We start from the raw sequence: 15568 nt of genomic DNA, 5'->3' as shown, positions 1-15568 counted from the left end.
CATGCGGGCCAGCGCGGCCCAAAGGCACCGCGCCAGCCGCCAGTCCTGTATTGTGCCTCTCGCCTGCACCAGCAGCGCAATCCGCCATGTGCTGTTCGCCCCGTGGGTCCCTCCTCGGCACCGGACTGTTAGGCGACCAGAACTAGGTCAAGCTGACCGGTTCCGGCAGGATCCAGAGTCTGTCCTGCGTATGCATCAGTAGAGCCGCCAACGCCTCAAAGCTTGACTTAACGTCTGCATAAGCCGCCTCCTTCAAGGCGGCGTCCCCGGGGGCGACCTCGTTGAAAGCAGTCAAAGCCGTGGCATGATTCTGGTACAGTGGCATTTGAGCTTCGTTGGTCCAGCCAAGACCGAGATGGTGGAACTGACCAGCCGGAACAGTGACACGGCTTTTGTCCAGTTCGCTAACGTAGTCCGCCGCCCAGTCGTGGATGGTATAGGATTCAATCTTGTCCATCATCGAGCGCCAGCGGGCGACACGCTCTTCAAGCGGCATGTGCGTCGCCTTCGAGATAGCGGCTGCGATCTCTTCAGGGTGGTTCGGATCCACCAGAAGTGCTTCGTTCTCGTTGAAGTCTTCAGCTGCGCCCGCAAACTTGGATAGCACCAGCACGCCGGGATCCTTTGGGTCTTGTGCCGCAACATATTCTTTCGCCACGAGATTCATGCCGTCGCGCAACGGGGTCACGACGCCAACATGGGCGGCGCGGTAAAGCCGCGCGAGTGCCGCCTGGCTGAACGAATCGTTGTTGTAGTGGACTGGCCTCCACCTGTCTGTGCCATGCTCGGCATTGACCCGGTTGATCGCGCTCTCCACGTCTTCTTTATACTTCTGATACTGCTCGACATCGGCGCGTGAGGACGGTGCGATCTGCAACAGCGAGATGCTGTGGGGTCCCGTCCTTAGAAGCTGATTGAACGCTTCGACCCGCTTGTCGATACCCTTGGTGTAATCAAGCCGGTCGACGCCGATCGCAAGCTTGGATCCCTCGAAGCTTTGCAATATTGACGAGACTTTCTCTTGCTCTGCAGGAGAGAGATCTGCAGCGAGATAGTCTGCTAACTGCCTCGGATCGATCCCTATCGGAAATTTTTGAAGTCGCGTCCGACCTCGCGCCGTGGTCACGACACCATCCCTGCTCTCCAATCCAAAATGGGTTTGCAGGCAGGCCACGAAATTGTTCAAGTCCCGATTCGTCTGAAAGCCCAGCAGATCGTATTCCAGCATCGATTTAATCAGCTCGCGATGGTTGGCTACCCGCGCTATCATGTCGGGCGCGGGCCACGGCGTGTGAAGGAAAAAGCCGGTCGGCCGCTCGATGCCGAGCTCATTCAGTTGGGCTCCGAGCGGGAGCAAATGATAGTCATGCACCCAGAATGCGTCCCGATCCCGTGCGTCGAAGACGGCACGCGCAATAAAGCCGTTGGTTCTCTGATAGCTGTCATAATCGTCTTCCGAGACCGACATCCGGTCCGGCAGGGAGTGCAATGCCGGCCACAGCGTCGAATTCGAAAATTCCCGATAGTCGCCAGGATGGTCAGCGGCCGGCAGATCGAGCCGGGAGACATAGCCTGTGCCGGTGGGCTCCAGTCGCAGGGGCCGCTCGGTCCCGTCGCCGCATTCCTCCGAAGACCCCACCCAAACCGCACCGCAACGTTCTACCACCGGCTCGAGGGCCGCGGCGAGGCCACCGGTCTGGGGTTTATTGGGGTCGAAGGGTGCAATGCGGTTCGAAATGACGACAAGCTTCGGATCAGGTTGCTGGTTGACCACATCTGCCACCTCGTCCGAAGCAATAGAATGGGCAGAACCTGCACCGCCTGGTTGATCCGCGTCCTGCGGTATCTCGTCCAGCTGCTGGTCAAAAGCGTGCTGGTTTATGGTTTCATCTTGCTGGGCAGCGCCTGATGTACTGCCGTGAGCCAACGCGTCCGTGTCGAGCGCATCATGAATTCGAACCATCTCGAAACTCCGTTTGACGATGTTTGCGTTTGATTCAGTCGCAGATCAGCCCCGAGAGATATCCCCACGACGCCAGGGCGGCAGGTCCAGCTTTCGGGAAGCTGACCAGTCGCGAGCCAATCGCCGCAGCGGGGACGTATTCACGTCCAGGGCCGCGCGTGCGCATTGGATGAGGCTGTTTGCTGGCCCGCACAAGATCCGACGGTGATCCCGGATCGTTGTCTTCGCAGGGAGGACACCGCGGCATCCTGCATAGCAAGTCGGGAGCCCGCCACATGGAGCGGGCCACGAGCGGGCCACGCAGCGAAGTCATGAAGTGTCGTCCCTGTCCTTGCGTTTGTAACGGAGCAAGTCACGATAACCGCCTCGCATCAGGCGCAGCCCCATCCGGACAAGGCGAATGGTCCGGCTGCGCAGGTCGTGTGTTTTCCAGCCTCGATCGGGTATGCGGGTCTTGCCGAACAGCCTTCGGCGATGTTGCGGTAGCTGTTGCCTTCGAGCCACCCGTCGAGTGCACGCAGGGCGAAGATGTGCCGGTTGCGGGTGCCGATCGATTGGGCAAGAGGTGGCGGTCCAACAGGGCGCTGTTCGAGCGCCAGCCAAAATCGATATGCAGCCAGCAAACGAAGCTCGAAGCTGCGGTCGAGCGGCAAGTCGATGCCAATCAGCGATCCGCGCCGCGGAAGTTCATTCAGCCAGAGCCGGTGTTTCGCTCCTCCGAGCGGCACAATGGCATACCAGCCATCGGCGGCTTGCCGAACCTCGCTGCCAGCCAGTTCAGTGAAATCAAGCCTGTATCGATCGGACGCAGCCGGGCGGACCGACGTGCGGATAGTCAGCACGGTCGACAGCGCCTCAGGCGCCCAGAAAACAGCCTGTTCGTCGAACGGCTTTCTCGGATCAGCTGCGAAACGTCAGTCCCCACTTTCGTCGGAAGTGATCTGCAGATCCGGATCGTCCGCGTTTGATCAATGCGCTGAAGTCCTTTTGATACTCCCGATCGCGGCGCAGCCATTCCCAGGCCATGTCCGCGGCTTCTGCTTTCCTGACATCCTGATATGCGCTCTCTGATCTCCAGTCAGCACCTGACATCTCACCATTTTCCCCGCACGTGTTCTCAACGCACACGCGAGGAAACGGGATGGTTGTGGCCATTTGTGGTTGCACGTATGCGGCTGCTCAACACTTCATGCACTTACCCGATAAAATGATCAACTTTTTCGATGGAAAGCATTTCATCCGCATCCGATGCTGCCGCCTTTCGTTTTCCTGGCATGCCACTGAGCCAATCTGATAGCTTCGCCGCTTCCTGGCGAGTTGGCACGGTCACCCGATCAGGGAGGACACGTGGTAAGGAGACGACGCTCATAACGAAGCGATATCCCGGACAATGACGGGCCGCGGTACCCTCGATCAGCCAGCCTCAATCCGACCGTCCGCGGCGCGCGAAAGGTGCGCCCCGCTCCTTTGCGGCAGCAAATTGAGCAAGCGTTCTATAAAGTCGTCCCCGCCATGGGGAGCGCACGACATACGGTGATCCGGTTGAGCAGCCTCAGCCACGGAGGCGGGTTCCGTCGATGCTGTCCAGCCGCTGTTCAGCGGCTTGCATGGCTTCGCACGTTCGCTTGCCGCGGCAAACGCACCGGTGGCGCGTTCGTAATATGATTGTAGCTCCCGGCTCAAAACATCCAGAGTGACCTGTTCGTTGGCCAGCTTCCGCCTGAGTTCACGAGCGAGTCCATCGAGCGCATCCCAGGCGGCGATTACAGCTGAGGCGCTTGCATTCTGCCGCACAAACTCGGGGTCCAGTCAACTACCAGTGCTCGTCATTGCTCCAGATGACAGCCACATGTCACCTTCCGTTGATGAACGTCGGCCGGTCAAGCGCACAGGAATTCGGCATGCAAGTCCAATCGCCTTCTGATCCCGCCAACCGCCGTATCCATGTTGGCAATTCCTCACCTGCCGAACGAATGCGCTCCCAGGTTTGCTGCAGCAGCGAACTCTCGTTCCTGATGGAAGCGCATGATGGTATCTCCGCCGCGATCGCCGCGCGCGCAGGTTTCGAGGGCCTTTGGGCATCGGGCCTGTCGATTGCCTCCTCTCTGGGTTATCGCGACGCCAATGAGGCATCGTGGAGCCAACTTGTCGACGTCGTCGGACGGATCGTGGACTCGAGCCAGCTGCCGGTCCTCGTCGACGGGGACGGTGGCTTCGGGAACTTCAATAACGCTCGTCTGCTGGCCCGAAAACTCCGCCAGTCTGGTGCGGCCGGCGTCGCGCTGGAAGACAGCTGCTTTCCGAAGACGAACTCGTTCGTTGGCGATCGGCACCCCCTCGCCGACATCGAGGAGTTCTCCGGCCGCCTGCGCGCCGTGAAGGATACAGTCGCGGACGATCTGATCCTTGTGGCCCGTATCGAATCGTTAATCGCCGGACATGAAATCGACGAAGCAATCTCCCGCGCCCACGCGTACGCGGACGCGGGATCTGACGCGATCCTCATTCACTCGCGAAGAAGCGCCGCCGACGAGATCTTCGCGTTCACGCGTGCCTGGCAAAACAGGCTACCGGTCGTGATCGTGCCAACGAAGTACTATCGAACCCCGGTCTCGGCATATCGCAAGGCTCACATTGCCACAGTGATCTGGGCCAATCAGTCCATGCGGGCTGCGATGGCTGCAATGCAGCGGGTGTGCAGTCGCATCAAGTCTGAGGAGAATACCGCCAGCATTGAGCCCACGATTGCGGCGCTCGACGAGTTATTCGCGCTGCTAAATTACGACGAACTTGCTCGTGCGGAAGCGCGATATCTGCCCGAGCGACGACGCCCGGATTGTCATGATCAAAGCAGCATCGATTTTGAAGGACCGCTGTCGTGAATCCGCCAACCTTCCGATCGAGCGCAAGCTGCTCAAGGCGCCTTTCAACTGAAGTCACGTCGCAGGGCGGACCGCTCGTCCCGACGCTCCGCCGTGCATTAAGGCGCCCCGTTCTTTCAATAGCCTCACGGTCTCAAGGATCGTTCCGCCAAACAAACGGGCCTCCTATAAGATGAACGACCTCCCTGAATGACATGGCGATTTACTACACGCGCGCCACCACAGCAAACACAATCAACACACGGGGAGTTGGGCCCAGGCGCCTGGCGCACCGCATAGCTCTCTCATCGACGTGCCAAACTCGTATTGACGCGGCGCCCGCAACGATAAAGGAGAATTGAATGGTGAGCACCGCTCCTGAAAAGGCCGTCATTCTTGCCGCCGGCGTCGGCTCCCGCTTGCGACCACTAACCGATCTGCGACCAAAGCCGCTCGTCGAGGTAAACGGCACCTCGATCCTACACAACGCCCTGCGCAATCTGGAATCCGTCGGCGTAGAAGAGGTAACCATCGTCGTCGGCTATCGGAAGGACGCCATCCAATATGTCTGCGGCAACCGCTTTGGCGAGCTCGAAATTAGATATGTGGAGTCGCCCGTCTTCGACCGCACTGGCAGCGCCTATTCCCTGTGGCTTGCGCGTGACGAGCTTCTTCGCGGAGACTGCTTCCTTCTCGAGGGGGACGTCTTCTTCGAGGAGAATGCATTGCGCTACCTTCTGATCGGAGAAGCGACCGACGTTGCCGCAGTGGCTCCCTTCGGCGAGTTGATGCAAGGGTCGGCAGTTCTGTTGTCAGACAGCGGCTTCATCTCAGGTTTCCGCACCGGGCAGACCGCGGCGGACCTCATCGCGGACGGCCCGCAACTTTTCAAGACCATGAACTTGCTTCGGTTCTCGGCGCCGACCCTGAGAGAAACGATCGTTCCAGCGCTTAACGATATTGTCGGGTCTGGAGCTACCCGGGCCTACACGGAGGAGGTTCTTGCCTATCTCGTGGAAAGGCGTGGTCTACAACTCGCAGCTGCGCGATGTGACGATCTTAAGTGGTACGAAATCGACAGCACCGAAGATCTGCGTATCGCTGAAGGCATTTTCATAGATCGAGCGCCTTCAGCCTGACCTCACAGAGGATCTGTGAGCCGGTCAACATCCGCTGCTTCCTACTCGCTGTGACTCATGACACTCTATGCGTTCAATATATTCGATCATGCACACCGCACACACCTGTGGCTCCGATCGTGTTGGCGGCTCCAACAGGAACTTCTGGCTCTTGCGGTCTCTGCCACTCGCCTTGCTTCGCCAATCTGGCATTGCTTGCTCGCATTCCGCCCAACCCCCTTAGCGCGGCAAGGCGCGAACGCACCGCGAGCCGTGTCCCAGCGAGGGAGATCGGCAGAACCTGTGCCTCGCCGACACCTGCTGCATCTGGTTTCCATTTTGCATGGAGATCCGGTCTGAGCGCGCAACCCTTGGGCAGTCTATACGATGTCAATTGCCCATATATTGCAGACTTTATCATCGGCCGGGCTTCGCACGAGCTGCGCCCCGCTCTTCCAGCCAACATGTTCTGCAAATGATCCGCAATACTGAACTTAAAGGAATCGCCTACATTGTTACTTCTAGCCTGTTGATGGTTGTAATGGCTTCGATCATTAGGATCGTCACGTGCGTAATCCCCCCTTTGGAAGTGTCCGCTCTGCGCAGCTTGCTATCCATCCCCTTTTTCATAGTTGTTCTGCCGAGAAGCGAAACACTCGATCTTCGGCTCCTCATGACCAAAGAGCACTTTCTCAGATCGTTTTGCGGATATTCAAGCTTTGTGACTTTCGTTCTTTGCGTATCACAGCTTCCATTGGCGATCGTTTCCGCAATCTTCTATACCGGCCCTATCTGGTCATTTCTGTTATCCGCCTTCGTTTTGAAGGAACGGCAACGCCTCACGCCAATCACCGGGCTGATCTTTGGCGTCCTGGGCATGCTTGCCATAGTCCAACCGAGCGGCATCAATACGAGCATCATCTGGATTGTTGTGGGCCTGGTAGGCGCGGCGCTGGGCAGCTTGAGCGTGATGATGCTAAGGCGCGTTTCCGGCGCCGATTCACCTGAGCGGATAGCGTTGAGCTTTATGTTGTGGAGCTCTGCGATCAGCCTGCCATTGGCCATCCCCAGTTGGGTTTGGCCAACCCTGGACGTCTGGCCTCTGCTGTTCCTCATCGGGATGTTGGGGATGCTGGCGCAGGTAGCGCTAACAAGAGGTTACACTCTGGCACGCCTAGTGGGCGGCGCTCCATTCGACTTCATTCGTCTGCCCGCAAGTTTGACAGTTGGTTGGGTGTGCTTTGCCGAGCGTCCTACGACGCTCATGTGGTTTGGTGTTGCGCTTATCCTGCTTGGTTCGTCGATTTGTCTGACCGATAAGCACGTTGGAAGCTGAGCACCCAGAGCGGAATTGACGCCAGCAATGGGCTCGCTCAAGACAACTCAAACGACGGTAGCCTGTTAGCTACTATCAATCGCTGAACGGCAAACGATATCGAAGGTCCCCTCCTGAGCAAGATTGCAGATTAGCATCCACGAACCGTGCCACGTCAACCTCGAGTTCAGATCTCTCGTCTCAGCGGCACCTGAAACGATATTTTGGACGTACAATTAAGACGTTGGCTCCCACGTGCTTGGTCAGCGGTCGATGTCCGGATTGTTTCTTGATCGAAGCGCCTTCGCGGCTCAGGACGCCAGACGGTCTTTCACCGCCACCGATAAGCGAAGGGCACAAAGCGACGATGGCGAAGCACGTCTGATAGAGTCACGACCAACAAGAGGTATATTGATGCGGCAAATACGCTAATCTCGCTGCAGTCTGCTTACAGCAAATCGAACACCTTGCCATTCTATCTAGCGGCTGCTGTCGCATATCACATCCTCGATCGACATACGAGCGTTCGCGCGCAGTCAACTACCAGCGCTGGCCGTTGATTCGGATGACGGATGCTGCGAAGTATTGACGATGGATTGCGGCTCAGACGTCATCAGCAGGACTTTGGCATACAAGATCAGCGCCGATCGAAGCGCTTACTCGTCGCCTGCGGAAAAGCTGCGCGCTTCGACATGCTCCAATCGCGCTCTCTCATTCGCCATCGAGGCGCATGATGCCTCTTCGGCGCGATCTTCAGGCGCGCATGCATCACAAGTCATAAGAGATCCGGCTCGTCGAGAGCCTGCACTATTGGCAACCACGATGCCAACGACTCTCCATGGGGGGCATTCGTGGAGCGGTCAGGCTGAACGCGATTTCGACCGCACTGCCTACGATCCTCGACGGCGACGAATGCCTGAACAAACGTGCCGCCTCGCACGCAAACTCCGTGAGCTTAGCCTCGCCAGCCTCGCGCCGAACGATATCCAGTTCCCCAGGATTGACCCGTCTGTTCGCGAACGTCAGCATCTCGCAGGTATGGATGAATTCTCCGTCCGGCTACGGGCAACAAAGGTCCAGCTCTCCTACGGTCTCGAAGACGACCGCATTCAACCGATAATAACATTCCTCGCGTTTCAGGAAGGGGAAACCGATCTCGATGGACTCTCCTGCCTAATCGCCTACGACAAGTTGGCCCAGATTGACGGGCCGAAGCAGATCGCGCTGCAATCAGCCATGATGATCGCATCACACACTCGACAGTCAGCGCACGAGGAACGCACATGTTAGCACAGCGGATTTCTTTTCTGTCAGCTTCGGGCACTGCGGCCGCCCGTGAGGCAGTCAAGGTCGCTGCCGCCAAAGACCGGCGGATTATTGATCTGGCAGCCGGCGAAGTCGTCATCGCTCCTCCATTATCGGTACGCGAAGGAGCCATTGCCGCCATCAATGCCGGGACGAACCGCTATACCGATTCAGTTGGCCTGCCCGCGCTTCGCGCAGCCATCGCCGAAAAACTGTCGGCGGAAACGGGGGGCCTCTGGAACACAGATGACATCGTTATCACTGCTGGCGCAAAGCAAGGACTCCTCGATGCTGCCTTGGCCGTACTCAATCCGGGTGATGAGGTCCTTATCATTCGCCCCTGCTGGCCGACGTTTCCGTCGCAGGTTCTTCTCGCCGGCGCGACGCCCGTGTTCATTGATGCGCGCCCGCCGGCATACATTCCCGATATCGTCGCAATTCGGGCAGCTATCACACAGCATACAAAAGCGATTATAATCAACTCGCCGAACAATCCTACCGGCGCAGTCTACGATCGAACGATCCTCCAAGGGATCGGCGATCTAGCAATCGAGTATCAACTCTGGATCGTTTCCGATGAATGCTACTCGAGTTTTGTATTCGCCGCGGCGCGCCACGAATCGATTGTAACGGCGCATCCGGGCGCACGTTCCAGGACGATCCTGGTTAACGCGTTCTCCAAGGCGCTCGCGATCACCGGTTGGCGTCTGGGGTATTTCGCGGCTCCTCCGGAGATTATTTCCGCCGCCAAGAAGCTACAGAGCCATACGACCTCGAATGCTAACGTGATCGCGCAGCACGCGATCCTGCACCACCTTCAAGTCGGTGACGGAAGCTTTGAACGGGAAATGCATCAGCGCCTGTCCCAGGCTCGCAACACAGGACTTCTGATCCTGTCTGGTTTGGACAACGTGACCACCCCCGGCGCAAAAGGCTCATTCTTCTTCTATCTCGATCTGACCAAGTTCGTCTCCGCTCTGCCGGCTGGAAGCCCTGTACGATCCGCCGACGATATCGCGCGATTGCTCCTAGAGGAAGTCGATGTGGGATGCGTCGCCGGCAGCATCTTTGGCGACGCGAATGGCCTTCGTCTCTCTTTCGGCACTCCGCCAGACTTGATGGCGACGGGACTGAGACGCGTCGTCGAGACCCTGAACAGCTTGAAAACCAGGCGAGCAGTAGCCTGAACTCGATAGAGGGGGATTTTGAGAATGGCTTATAGCACGCGGGCCGCGATGCTTGCCAGGGAGAGTGACTTAAGCCTCCGTCTTCTCCAGCACGGCGCCCGGATGAAGGCGAACGGAATCCTGAACCTGCACGGCGCGCTCTTTCAGAGCTCCCGATTCGAAGTTCGCGAGGCGGATGACAGCAATAAAACTCGGTCAAGAATCAACATCGATGATCTGCAGCTTGCGAAGGGTATTTTCACACTGGCGATGGGCCGCGTCGTTTCCGGGACGACCTCGCTCTCACCTGGCCCCCCGCAATGATCGGGTATCTGCGCGATTATGCAAATGCGATCACGGCTGCCGCCTATTCGTTCGCGGTCGCCGGGTTGTTCCTGGCTCTTAATGGTCACATCGAACTCGGCGTTGCAGCGATGCTCTGGACTTGGTTTCTTGATCATTGGGACGGACATGTGGCGCGCAAGACGAACCACCTCCGTCGTCCGGGCGTCGCAGAGTTTGGAAAGAGCTTTGATGGCTTCGCCGACTTTCTTCATGGTGTTGTTTTCCCCGCCGTGGTCATCATTCTCCTCGGTCATAACTCGGTGCTATCGCTGGTCGCGAGCTATCTTCTTGTGTTGGCAGGCGCGATCCGGCTCAGCCATTTCGAGAATATTGGTCTTACTGCTGACGTCCGGTTCGAGGGAATCCCGGTTTCCTATGACACGCCGCTAGTTGCGATATTGATCCTCATACGACCGTTGGTTCCAGGCACGATATTTCCCGACATACTCGCGGTGGCATTCGGCGTAATGGCAGTTCTTCACGTGACCACCGCGATCAAGGTTCCACCAATCCGGGGAAGAGCGGTGCCAGTCGCCACAGCTTTCGCCATCGCCGCCTCAATCGCCCTCGCCCTGCTCTCAAAGCCAGCCGCATTGCGGTAAGAATAGCGAGAAGATGGTCATCAGTAGTTGCCACGGAGGAGTTAATCATGGATGCGAGAGCGGTCTCACACTTCGGCTCAGGGAAAATCGCGGATAGGGCGATCGCGCCTGACGGATCAATTCGGCTCGCGCTGAATCATCCGCCTCCAGTTCGCGATGTCTTCGATCCGATAGTCACTGAGGCTCTGAACCGCGTTTTCGCCGAGACTCCGCCGAGCAACCTGATGGCGACCCATCGCTGGATGGGCACCGAAAAGGACAGACAGGCAGGTGCGGCTTTCGTGGCCCGGCGCCTTGGCCATAGCCCAGATCCAGATCGAATAATCATTACCCACAGCACTCAGGCCGCGGTTCACATGCTTCTTCCAAGCATAGTCGGTGACCCGCGACCGCTTGCTGTCGAACAGATGAGCTATCCACCAGTTCGCTCTTTCGCAGCCCGCTATGGCATCCCAGTCGTTGACGTGGCGATAGACGGGGAAGGACTGGATCCCGATGCATTCGAGCAGACTTGTCGGCGAGACAGGCCTGCCGCGCTTTATCTGCTGTCGACATTTCAGAACCCGACGACAGTTACGATCCTGTCGGCCGGAGAAAGGAAATCGCTGCGATCGCACGCCGGCACCAGGTTCAGCTTATTGAAGATGATATCTACAGCTTGCTGGCGGCGTCATCGCTTCCCCCCATCTCATCTTTCGCACCAGAGCTTTCCTGGTATTTACTCGGCACGGCAAAGAGCTTTTCAGCGGGCCTTAAGCTGGCATTCGTCGTCGCGCCAAATGGAGCTGACGCCGCGCGAGCCTTCTGGCCCGGCGTTCGGGCAACGTATTGGATGGCGACCCCGGTGAGCGCAGCTCTCATGGCCGAACTGATTTCGAGTGGTGAGGACCAGAAAATCATTGCTGCCCTCAAAATCGAACTCGCAGCGCGTCATGATCTGGTCGTGAACGGCCTCAGTGGGAAACCGCTCGCCAGCAATCCAGGCTGCCTTCACGTCTGGATACAGTTGAACGGCGTCTCAAGCAACGGCGTCGCCGCAGCAATTCTTAGAAACGGTGTTCAGGTCACAGCCAGCGCCTCCTATGCCCGTGACGGCTGGACGCCCCCAGAAGCAATAAGAATAGGCATCGGGAACCCCGATTCTCGCTCGGTCCTCAGGGAAGCTATTTCGAGAATACGACGTGCTCTTCCCTAGTTGAACCGGTGACCACCCGGAAAAGGAGGCAGAATGATATTGCAATCAAACGCCGACTTCTTGCGGACCATACCCACTCTGGACGTAGAGGTTCGCCTCATCTCGTTGGAAGAGGGCGAAGAGCTGAGGCGACGTGTACTCCGGCCCGGAGAAAAGAACTGGCGCATTTCGTTTTGCCCAGCATCCGATTTCTTTCACATGGGAGCCTTCCACGCCAGCCAACTCGTTTCGGTCGCCTCGTTCCTGGTCGAGTCATCGGACAACGCCTTCATCGGACAGGGTGAAAGCTGGCGGCTACGCGGCATGGCCACTTCCCCCGAAATGCAGAGCCGCGGTGTCGGTGGGCGGGTGCTCGGACAAGGACTCGCAGAAGTCGAGAAAAGAAACGGTGCCCTCGTCTGGTGCCATGGCCGACTTTCTGCCGCCCGGTTCTATCAGAATCACGGCTTCGAATCCGTTGGAGATGTGTTCGAGATTCCCGGAACGGGTCTGCACGCTCTTTACATCAGGAAACTTGGCCTCCGGCGAAGTGGCGACGAGTTTCACTGCAACTCGTAAAGGCACACGGATTATTGCGCGATAGTTCCGCTTTCCTGTGTTCTTTGGTTGATTTAGGTCGATAGCTACGGCGAGGCTCGAGAGATGACGCAAGTTTCGACCGGAAGCCGCGATGCGTCTGTAAGTTGGACGATCTATACGGGCGCGGCCGCCCACTATCAAGCCACGAGACCGGACTATCCAACTGCTGCCGCGAACTGGATTTTGAAAGCACTTCCGCCGTCACGGGAACCCAGAGTCGTGGTTGATGTCGGTTGCGGTACTGGCATATTTACCCGCCGGATCGCTGCTGATCTTCAGCGATCCGATCGCATCTTGGGGATCGAACCTAACGATGATATGCGGTCTCAGGCGGTGCGCGCATCTGCATTGCATCCGAACATTGCATTTGTAGCCGGGTGTTCAGAAGCTCTTCCAGTCAGCGATAACGCGGCTGTTCTGGTGACCGCCGCATCAGCAGCACATTGGTTTGACCTCCCCACGTTCTATGACGAAGTCGCGAGAGTACTCTCTTCGGACGGCATCATTGCAATAGTGCAGAACAAGCGGCGCTGGTGGGACAGTCAATTCCTCGATGCTTATGAAGCGTTTCACGAGAGATTTGTACCAAACTACCGCAGGGGCACGTTTCCTGATCGGTTTGGCGGCTTTTCGGAGGAGGCATTTGCATCAGATCTTGCGCGACACAGCAACTTCCAGGGTGTTCGCCAAGCGTCCTGGAAGTGGAATAGGACTCTCTCGAAATCAGACTTCGAGTCTTTAAGCCTCTCTACCAGCCACACAAGGAGAGCCCTTGCGAATTGCGGTGAAGACGTGGTGATGAAGGCACTGTGCGATATTCTCGACCTCTTCGCCAACACGGAGGGGCGGCTGGATATCCCATATGTCACCGAGGTCTCGTTAGCCAGGCGCCTGCCACATTGATCCCGGCACGCGCCTTGGAGTCGGCCGCTGGATGTTAGCAACACCTTCGGTCTGGATCCCTAACGCGGAGCCTGAAATTGAGTCTGGAGAAATCATCGATGAGCCAGAAAAGTCGAATTACCACGGATATTGACTTGAAGGCTGATGGCATAGCTCACGGCTATCTCCACGTGCCGCATTCGACGACAGAGTCTGCCTACGGATGGATTCCCGTGCCCATCACTGTGATCAAGAACAGTGATGGTCCAAGCGTTCTTCTGGTGGCAGGCAATCACGGCGACGAATATGAGGGGCAGGTTTTGCTGATGAATTTTCTTCGCACCGTCTCTCCTCAACAGGTCCGTGGGCGCATCATTATCCTACCGGGCGTCAATGCGCCCGCTGTCATGGCTGGTCAGAGGGTCTCGCCGATTGATGGAGGCAACCTCAATCGTCTCTTCCCTGGATATGCCGACGGCACTCCGACGCAGATGATTGCTCACTACATAGATAGTGTCCTACTGCCGATGGTCCGTTACTGTTTTGACTTCCATTCGGGAGGTTATTCTTTGGACTACGTTCCCACTGCCCACCTTGTCGCACCAGCTGAGCCGGCGCTCAGGAGAGCGGCTATCGGATTACTTCAAGCCTTCGCAATGCCGAACAGCATTTTGATTGAGGGCCTTAAGGGAGACGACCAGCTATTGCTGGGATCGTGTCGTAAGCATGGTGTGGGCCACATGTCCACGGAGTTAGGCGGCGCAGGGACTTTTTCGGTTGAGGCCTATAGAGCCGCTGAACGCGGTCTTCCCCGCTTGTTGCGCCACGTCGGTGTCCTCGCAGGCGACAATAACTGCGAGCGCCCACCACCAACGCAGTTCTATCTCAGGCTACCTGCACACGATTTGCTTTATGCGACGGCAGCCGGCGTTTTCGAAGCGTTTGCCACGCTTGGTGATGTGGTAAAGGAAGGAGATATAGCAGGGCGCATTCACTTTCCCGATGTCCCCTGGCGAGCGCCTGAGACAATCATGTTCAAAAAGGGAGGCACAATTCTCGCCAGGCGCGCTCCGGCCAAAACAAAGATCGGTGATTGCGTGTTCGCGCTTGGCACACGACATGACGGTTAGGCGGCATGAGACTGAGCAGGCTTAAACCTCGCGGCCGATTTGACGCTCAGGCGGCCTTTCCCAGTGATGCGAACGCCAGGTGTCATCGTAGGTATCGTCGTCGAGATATTCTTGCTCGACGGCTACCCATCTCGGTCCCGTCTTTTATCAAACTCTCAGTAACTCGATCCATAGCCGCACATCCATACCTGGAGAGCGAGATGAACCCAGATTACGCCACTCAAGCGCAATTGGCTTGGCGCGATTTCGACGGACTCGGACACTTTTATCAATTCCGTCCGGAATACCCGCCACGCATTGCAAGACAGCTCCGGATTATGTTAGGCGACTCTGCCAGCGGACGTATTATAGACGTGGGAGCTGGAACAGGACATTTTACCCGAAGCTTGGCAGCTGCTTTTGGCCCTGGCTTCACGGTACTCGCTCTTGAGCCCAACGAGGATATGCGACGGCACGCCGAGACTTCGACACCTGCTCGAATGTCGATCACTTATGCAGATGGCGTCGCCGAGAGCCTTCCTGTCGAGAACGGCTCAGCTCAACTGATCACAGCCGCTAGTGCCGTCCACCGATTTGACCGTCCTCTCTTTTTCCAAGAGGTTCGCCGCGTTCTGGAAAAGGACGGATTGCTCGCGTTCATTCATTATCAGCCATATGATGAGGGAAGCTCCTTCGCCGATCGTTTCCTTTCAATTATCGAGACAGCTCTTCCAAGCTATGACCGTCGCTGGAGTTCGAAGCCTGAAGGGGGCTACTTCGAGTTCGACATTGCGGCTGACTTACAGGCACAGGCCGCTATGAAGGATGTCCATCGCAACACTTTTCTGTTTAGTGAAATTTACGATTGGGAACGGTTCAAACAGCAAGCGCTTTCCTTCACGACCGTCCAAAGAGCAATTGGCAAGAAAGGTAACACAGCAATAGTATTCGAGCTAAGCGAGCTCTTTGATCAACACCAAGGCTGTGACAAGCGCGTCGAGATGCTCTTCGAGGTTGAAGTTATCACTGCGCGGAGGGTGTAGCTACTTTGACCGAGAGCACGCTACCGGATATTGGCGCAGACATGACACGCAGGCTGAAGCGTATTGCCGTTGGGAGAACCACGAA

The 15568-nt window shown here is 57.3% G+C and carries 16 protein-coding genes and 1 pseudogene; 12 read left to right on the top strand and 5 right to left on the bottom strand.

What is annotated here, in order from left to right:
• Positions 1–142 precede the first annotated feature (142 nt).
• The 4 genes and pseudogenes from AKN84_RS32570 to AKN84_RS47510 form a co-directional block, all read right to left on the bottom strand.
• On the bottom strand, positions 143–1963 hold the full coding sequence (locus AKN84_RS32570) for an alpha,alpha-trehalose-phosphate synthase (UDP-forming) (RefSeq protein ID WP_050424568.1): 1821 nt from the start codon (positions 1961–1963) through the stop codon (positions 143–145).
• 309 nt (positions 1964–2272) lie between these two features.
• Positions 2273–2691: pseudogene (locus AKN84_RS32565) on the bottom strand (DUF2285 domain-containing protein).
• 172 nt (positions 2692–2863) lie between these two features.
• Positions 2864–3055, bottom strand: coding sequence for a transcriptional regulator domain-containing protein (locus AKN84_RS50805; RefSeq protein ID WP_430649948.1), 192 nt, complete (start codon positions 3053–3055; stop codon positions 2864–2866).
• A 103-nt stretch (positions 3056–3158) separates the two neighbouring features.
• Entirely contained in the window at positions 3159–3332 is a 174-nt protein-coding gene (locus tag AKN84_RS47510) for a hypothetical protein (protein ID WP_157863366.1), read from the bottom strand.
• 604 nt (positions 3333–3936) lie between these two features.
• On the opposite strand from AKN84_RS47510, the gene AKN84_RS32560 reads away from it, so the two are divergent.
• The 7 genes from AKN84_RS32560 (at position 3937) to AKN84_RS32530 (ending at position 10675) form a co-directional block, all read left to right on the top strand.
• Entirely contained in the window at positions 3937–4845 is a 909-nt protein-coding gene (locus tag AKN84_RS32560) for an isocitrate lyase/phosphoenolpyruvate mutase family protein (protein WP_050424567.1), read from the top strand.
• Between the two features lie 341 nt (positions 4846–5186).
• A complete protein-coding gene (locus tag AKN84_RS32555; RefSeq protein ID WP_050424566.1) occupies positions 5187–5963 on the top strand; it encodes a phosphocholine cytidylyltransferase family protein in 777 nt (258 codons plus the stop codon).
• Between the two features lie 454 nt (positions 5964–6417).
• Complete coding sequence (locus AKN84_RS32550) at positions 6418–7278, top strand: DMT family transporter (RefSeq protein ID WP_157863365.1); 861 nt, start codon at positions 6418–6420, stop codon at positions 7276–7278.
• Between the two features lie 891 nt (positions 7279–8169).
• Positions 8170–8547: a hypothetical protein gene (locus tag AKN84_RS32545; RefSeq protein ID WP_050424564.1), complete on the top strand. Its 378-nt coding sequence runs from the start codon at positions 8170–8172 to the stop codon at positions 8545–8547.
• Positions 8541–9749: a pyridoxal phosphate-dependent aminotransferase gene (locus AKN84_RS32540; protein WP_050424563.1), complete on the top strand. Its 1209-nt coding sequence runs from the start codon at positions 8541–8543 to the stop codon at positions 9747–9749. Before AKN84_RS32545 ends, AKN84_RS32540 begins: the two co-directional genes overlap by 7 nt.
• 24 nt (positions 9750–9773) lie before the next feature.
• Positions 9774–10052, top strand: coding sequence for a hypothetical protein (locus tag AKN84_RS32535; RefSeq protein WP_050424562.1), 279 nt, complete (start codon positions 9774–9776; stop codon positions 10050–10052).
• Positions 10049–10675, top strand: coding sequence for a CDP-alcohol phosphatidyltransferase family protein (locus AKN84_RS32530; protein WP_050424561.1), 627 nt, complete (start codon positions 10049–10051; stop codon positions 10673–10675). The genes AKN84_RS32535 and AKN84_RS32530 overlap by 4 nt, the downstream gene beginning before the upstream one ends.
• A 116-nt stretch (positions 10676–10791) precedes the next feature.
• Here AKN84_RS32530 and AKN84_RS32525 read toward each other — a convergent pair whose 3' ends face one another.
• A complete protein-coding gene (locus tag AKN84_RS32525; protein ID WP_128971340.1) occupies positions 10792–11031 on the bottom strand; it encodes a hypothetical protein in 240 nt (79 codons plus the stop codon).
• 155 nt (positions 11032–11186) lie between these two features.
• On the opposite strand from AKN84_RS32525, the gene AKN84_RS46285 reads away from it, so the two are divergent.
• From AKN84_RS46285 to AKN84_RS46280, 5 genes are all read left to right on the top strand, one after another.
• On the top strand, positions 11187–11870 hold the full coding sequence (locus AKN84_RS46285) for an aminotransferase class I/II-fold pyridoxal phosphate-dependent enzyme (protein WP_157863364.1): 684 nt from the start codon (positions 11187–11189) through the stop codon (positions 11868–11870).
• Positions 11871–11903: 33 nt separating this feature from the next.
• The gene (locus AKN84_RS32515) at positions 11904–12428 is read left to right on the top strand and encodes a GNAT family N-acetyltransferase (protein WP_050424558.1); all 525 of its coding nucleotides are present in this window, start codon (positions 11904–11906) and stop codon (positions 12426–12428) included.
• 84 nt (positions 12429–12512) lie between these two features.
• The gene (locus tag AKN84_RS32510) at positions 12513–13352 is read left to right on the top strand and encodes a class I SAM-dependent methyltransferase (RefSeq protein ID WP_128971338.1); all 840 of its coding nucleotides are present in this window, start codon (positions 12513–12515) and stop codon (positions 13350–13352) included.
• Between the two features lie 98 nt (positions 13353–13450).
• On the top strand, positions 13451–14461 hold the full coding sequence (locus tag AKN84_RS32505) for a succinylglutamate desuccinylase/aspartoacylase family protein (RefSeq protein ID WP_050424556.1): 1011 nt from the start codon (positions 13451–13453) through the stop codon (positions 14459–14461).
• Between the two features lie 200 nt (positions 14462–14661).
• Positions 14662–15483 (top strand): class I SAM-dependent methyltransferase, encoded by an 822-nt coding sequence (locus AKN84_RS46280; RefSeq protein ID WP_157863363.1) that lies wholly within the window; start codon positions 14662–14664, stop codon positions 15481–15483.
• Positions 15484–15568: the final 85 nt, after the last annotated feature.

The organism is Bradyrhizobium tropiciagri (assembly GCF_001189845.1).
Lineage (GTDB): Bacteria > Pseudomonadota > Alphaproteobacteria > Rhizobiales > Xanthobacteraceae > Bradyrhizobium > Bradyrhizobium tropiciagri.
This window is presented reverse-complemented; position numbering and strand designations above follow the sequence as displayed.

Excerpts from the sequence above, each read along its gene's own strand:
- AKN84_RS32515 (WP_050424558.1), top strand. The coding sequence starts at position 11,904 with ATGATATTGCAATCAAACGCCGACTTCTTGCGGACCATACCCACTCTG.
- AKN84_RS32540 (WP_050424563.1), top strand. The coding sequence starts at position 8,541 with ATGTTAGCACAGCGGATTTCTTTTCTGTCAGCTTCGGGCACTGCGGCC.
- AKN84_RS32560 (WP_050424567.1), top strand. The coding sequence starts at position 3,937 with ATGCGCTCCCAGGTTTGCTGCAGCAGCGAACTCTCGTTCCTGATGGAA.
- AKN84_RS32555 (WP_050424566.1), top strand. The coding sequence starts at position 5,187 with ATGGTGAGCACCGCTCCTGAAAAGGCCGTCATTCTTGCCGCCGGCGTC.
- AKN84_RS32535 (WP_050424562.1), top strand. The coding sequence starts at position 9,774 with ATGGCTTATAGCACGCGGGCCGCGATGCTTGCCAGGGAGAGTGACTTA.
- AKN84_RS32510 (WP_128971338.1), top strand. The coding sequence starts at position 12,513 with ATGACGCAAGTTTCGACCGGAAGCCGCGATGCGTCTGTAAGTTGGACG.
- AKN84_RS32545 (WP_050424564.1), top strand. The coding sequence starts at position 8,170 with ATGCCTGAACAAACGTGCCGCCTCGCACGCAAACTCCGTGAGCTTAGC.
- AKN84_RS47510 (WP_157863366.1), bottom strand. The coding sequence starts at position 3,332 with ATGAGCGTCGTCTCCTTACCACGTGTCCTCCCTGATCGGGTGACCGTG.
- AKN84_RS32570 (WP_050424568.1), bottom strand. The coding sequence starts at position 1,963 with ATGGTTCGAATTCATGATGCGCTCGACACGGACGCGTTGGCTCACGGC.
- AKN84_RS32530 (WP_050424561.1), top strand. The coding sequence starts at position 10,049 with ATGATCGGGTATCTGCGCGATTATGCAAATGCGATCACGGCTGCCGCC.
- AKN84_RS50805 (WP_430649948.1), bottom strand. The coding sequence starts at position 3,055 with ATGTCAGGTGCTGACTGGAGATCAGAGAGCGCATATCAGGATGTCAGG.
- AKN84_RS32550 (WP_157863365.1), top strand. The coding sequence starts at position 6,418 with ATGATCCGCAATACTGAACTTAAAGGAATCGCCTACATTGTTACTTCT.
- AKN84_RS32505 (WP_050424556.1), top strand. The coding sequence starts at position 13,451 with ATGAGCCAGAAAAGTCGAATTACCACGGATATTGACTTGAAGGCTGAT.
- AKN84_RS46280 (WP_157863363.1), top strand. The coding sequence starts at position 14,662 with ATGAACCCAGATTACGCCACTCAAGCGCAATTGGCTTGGCGCGATTTC.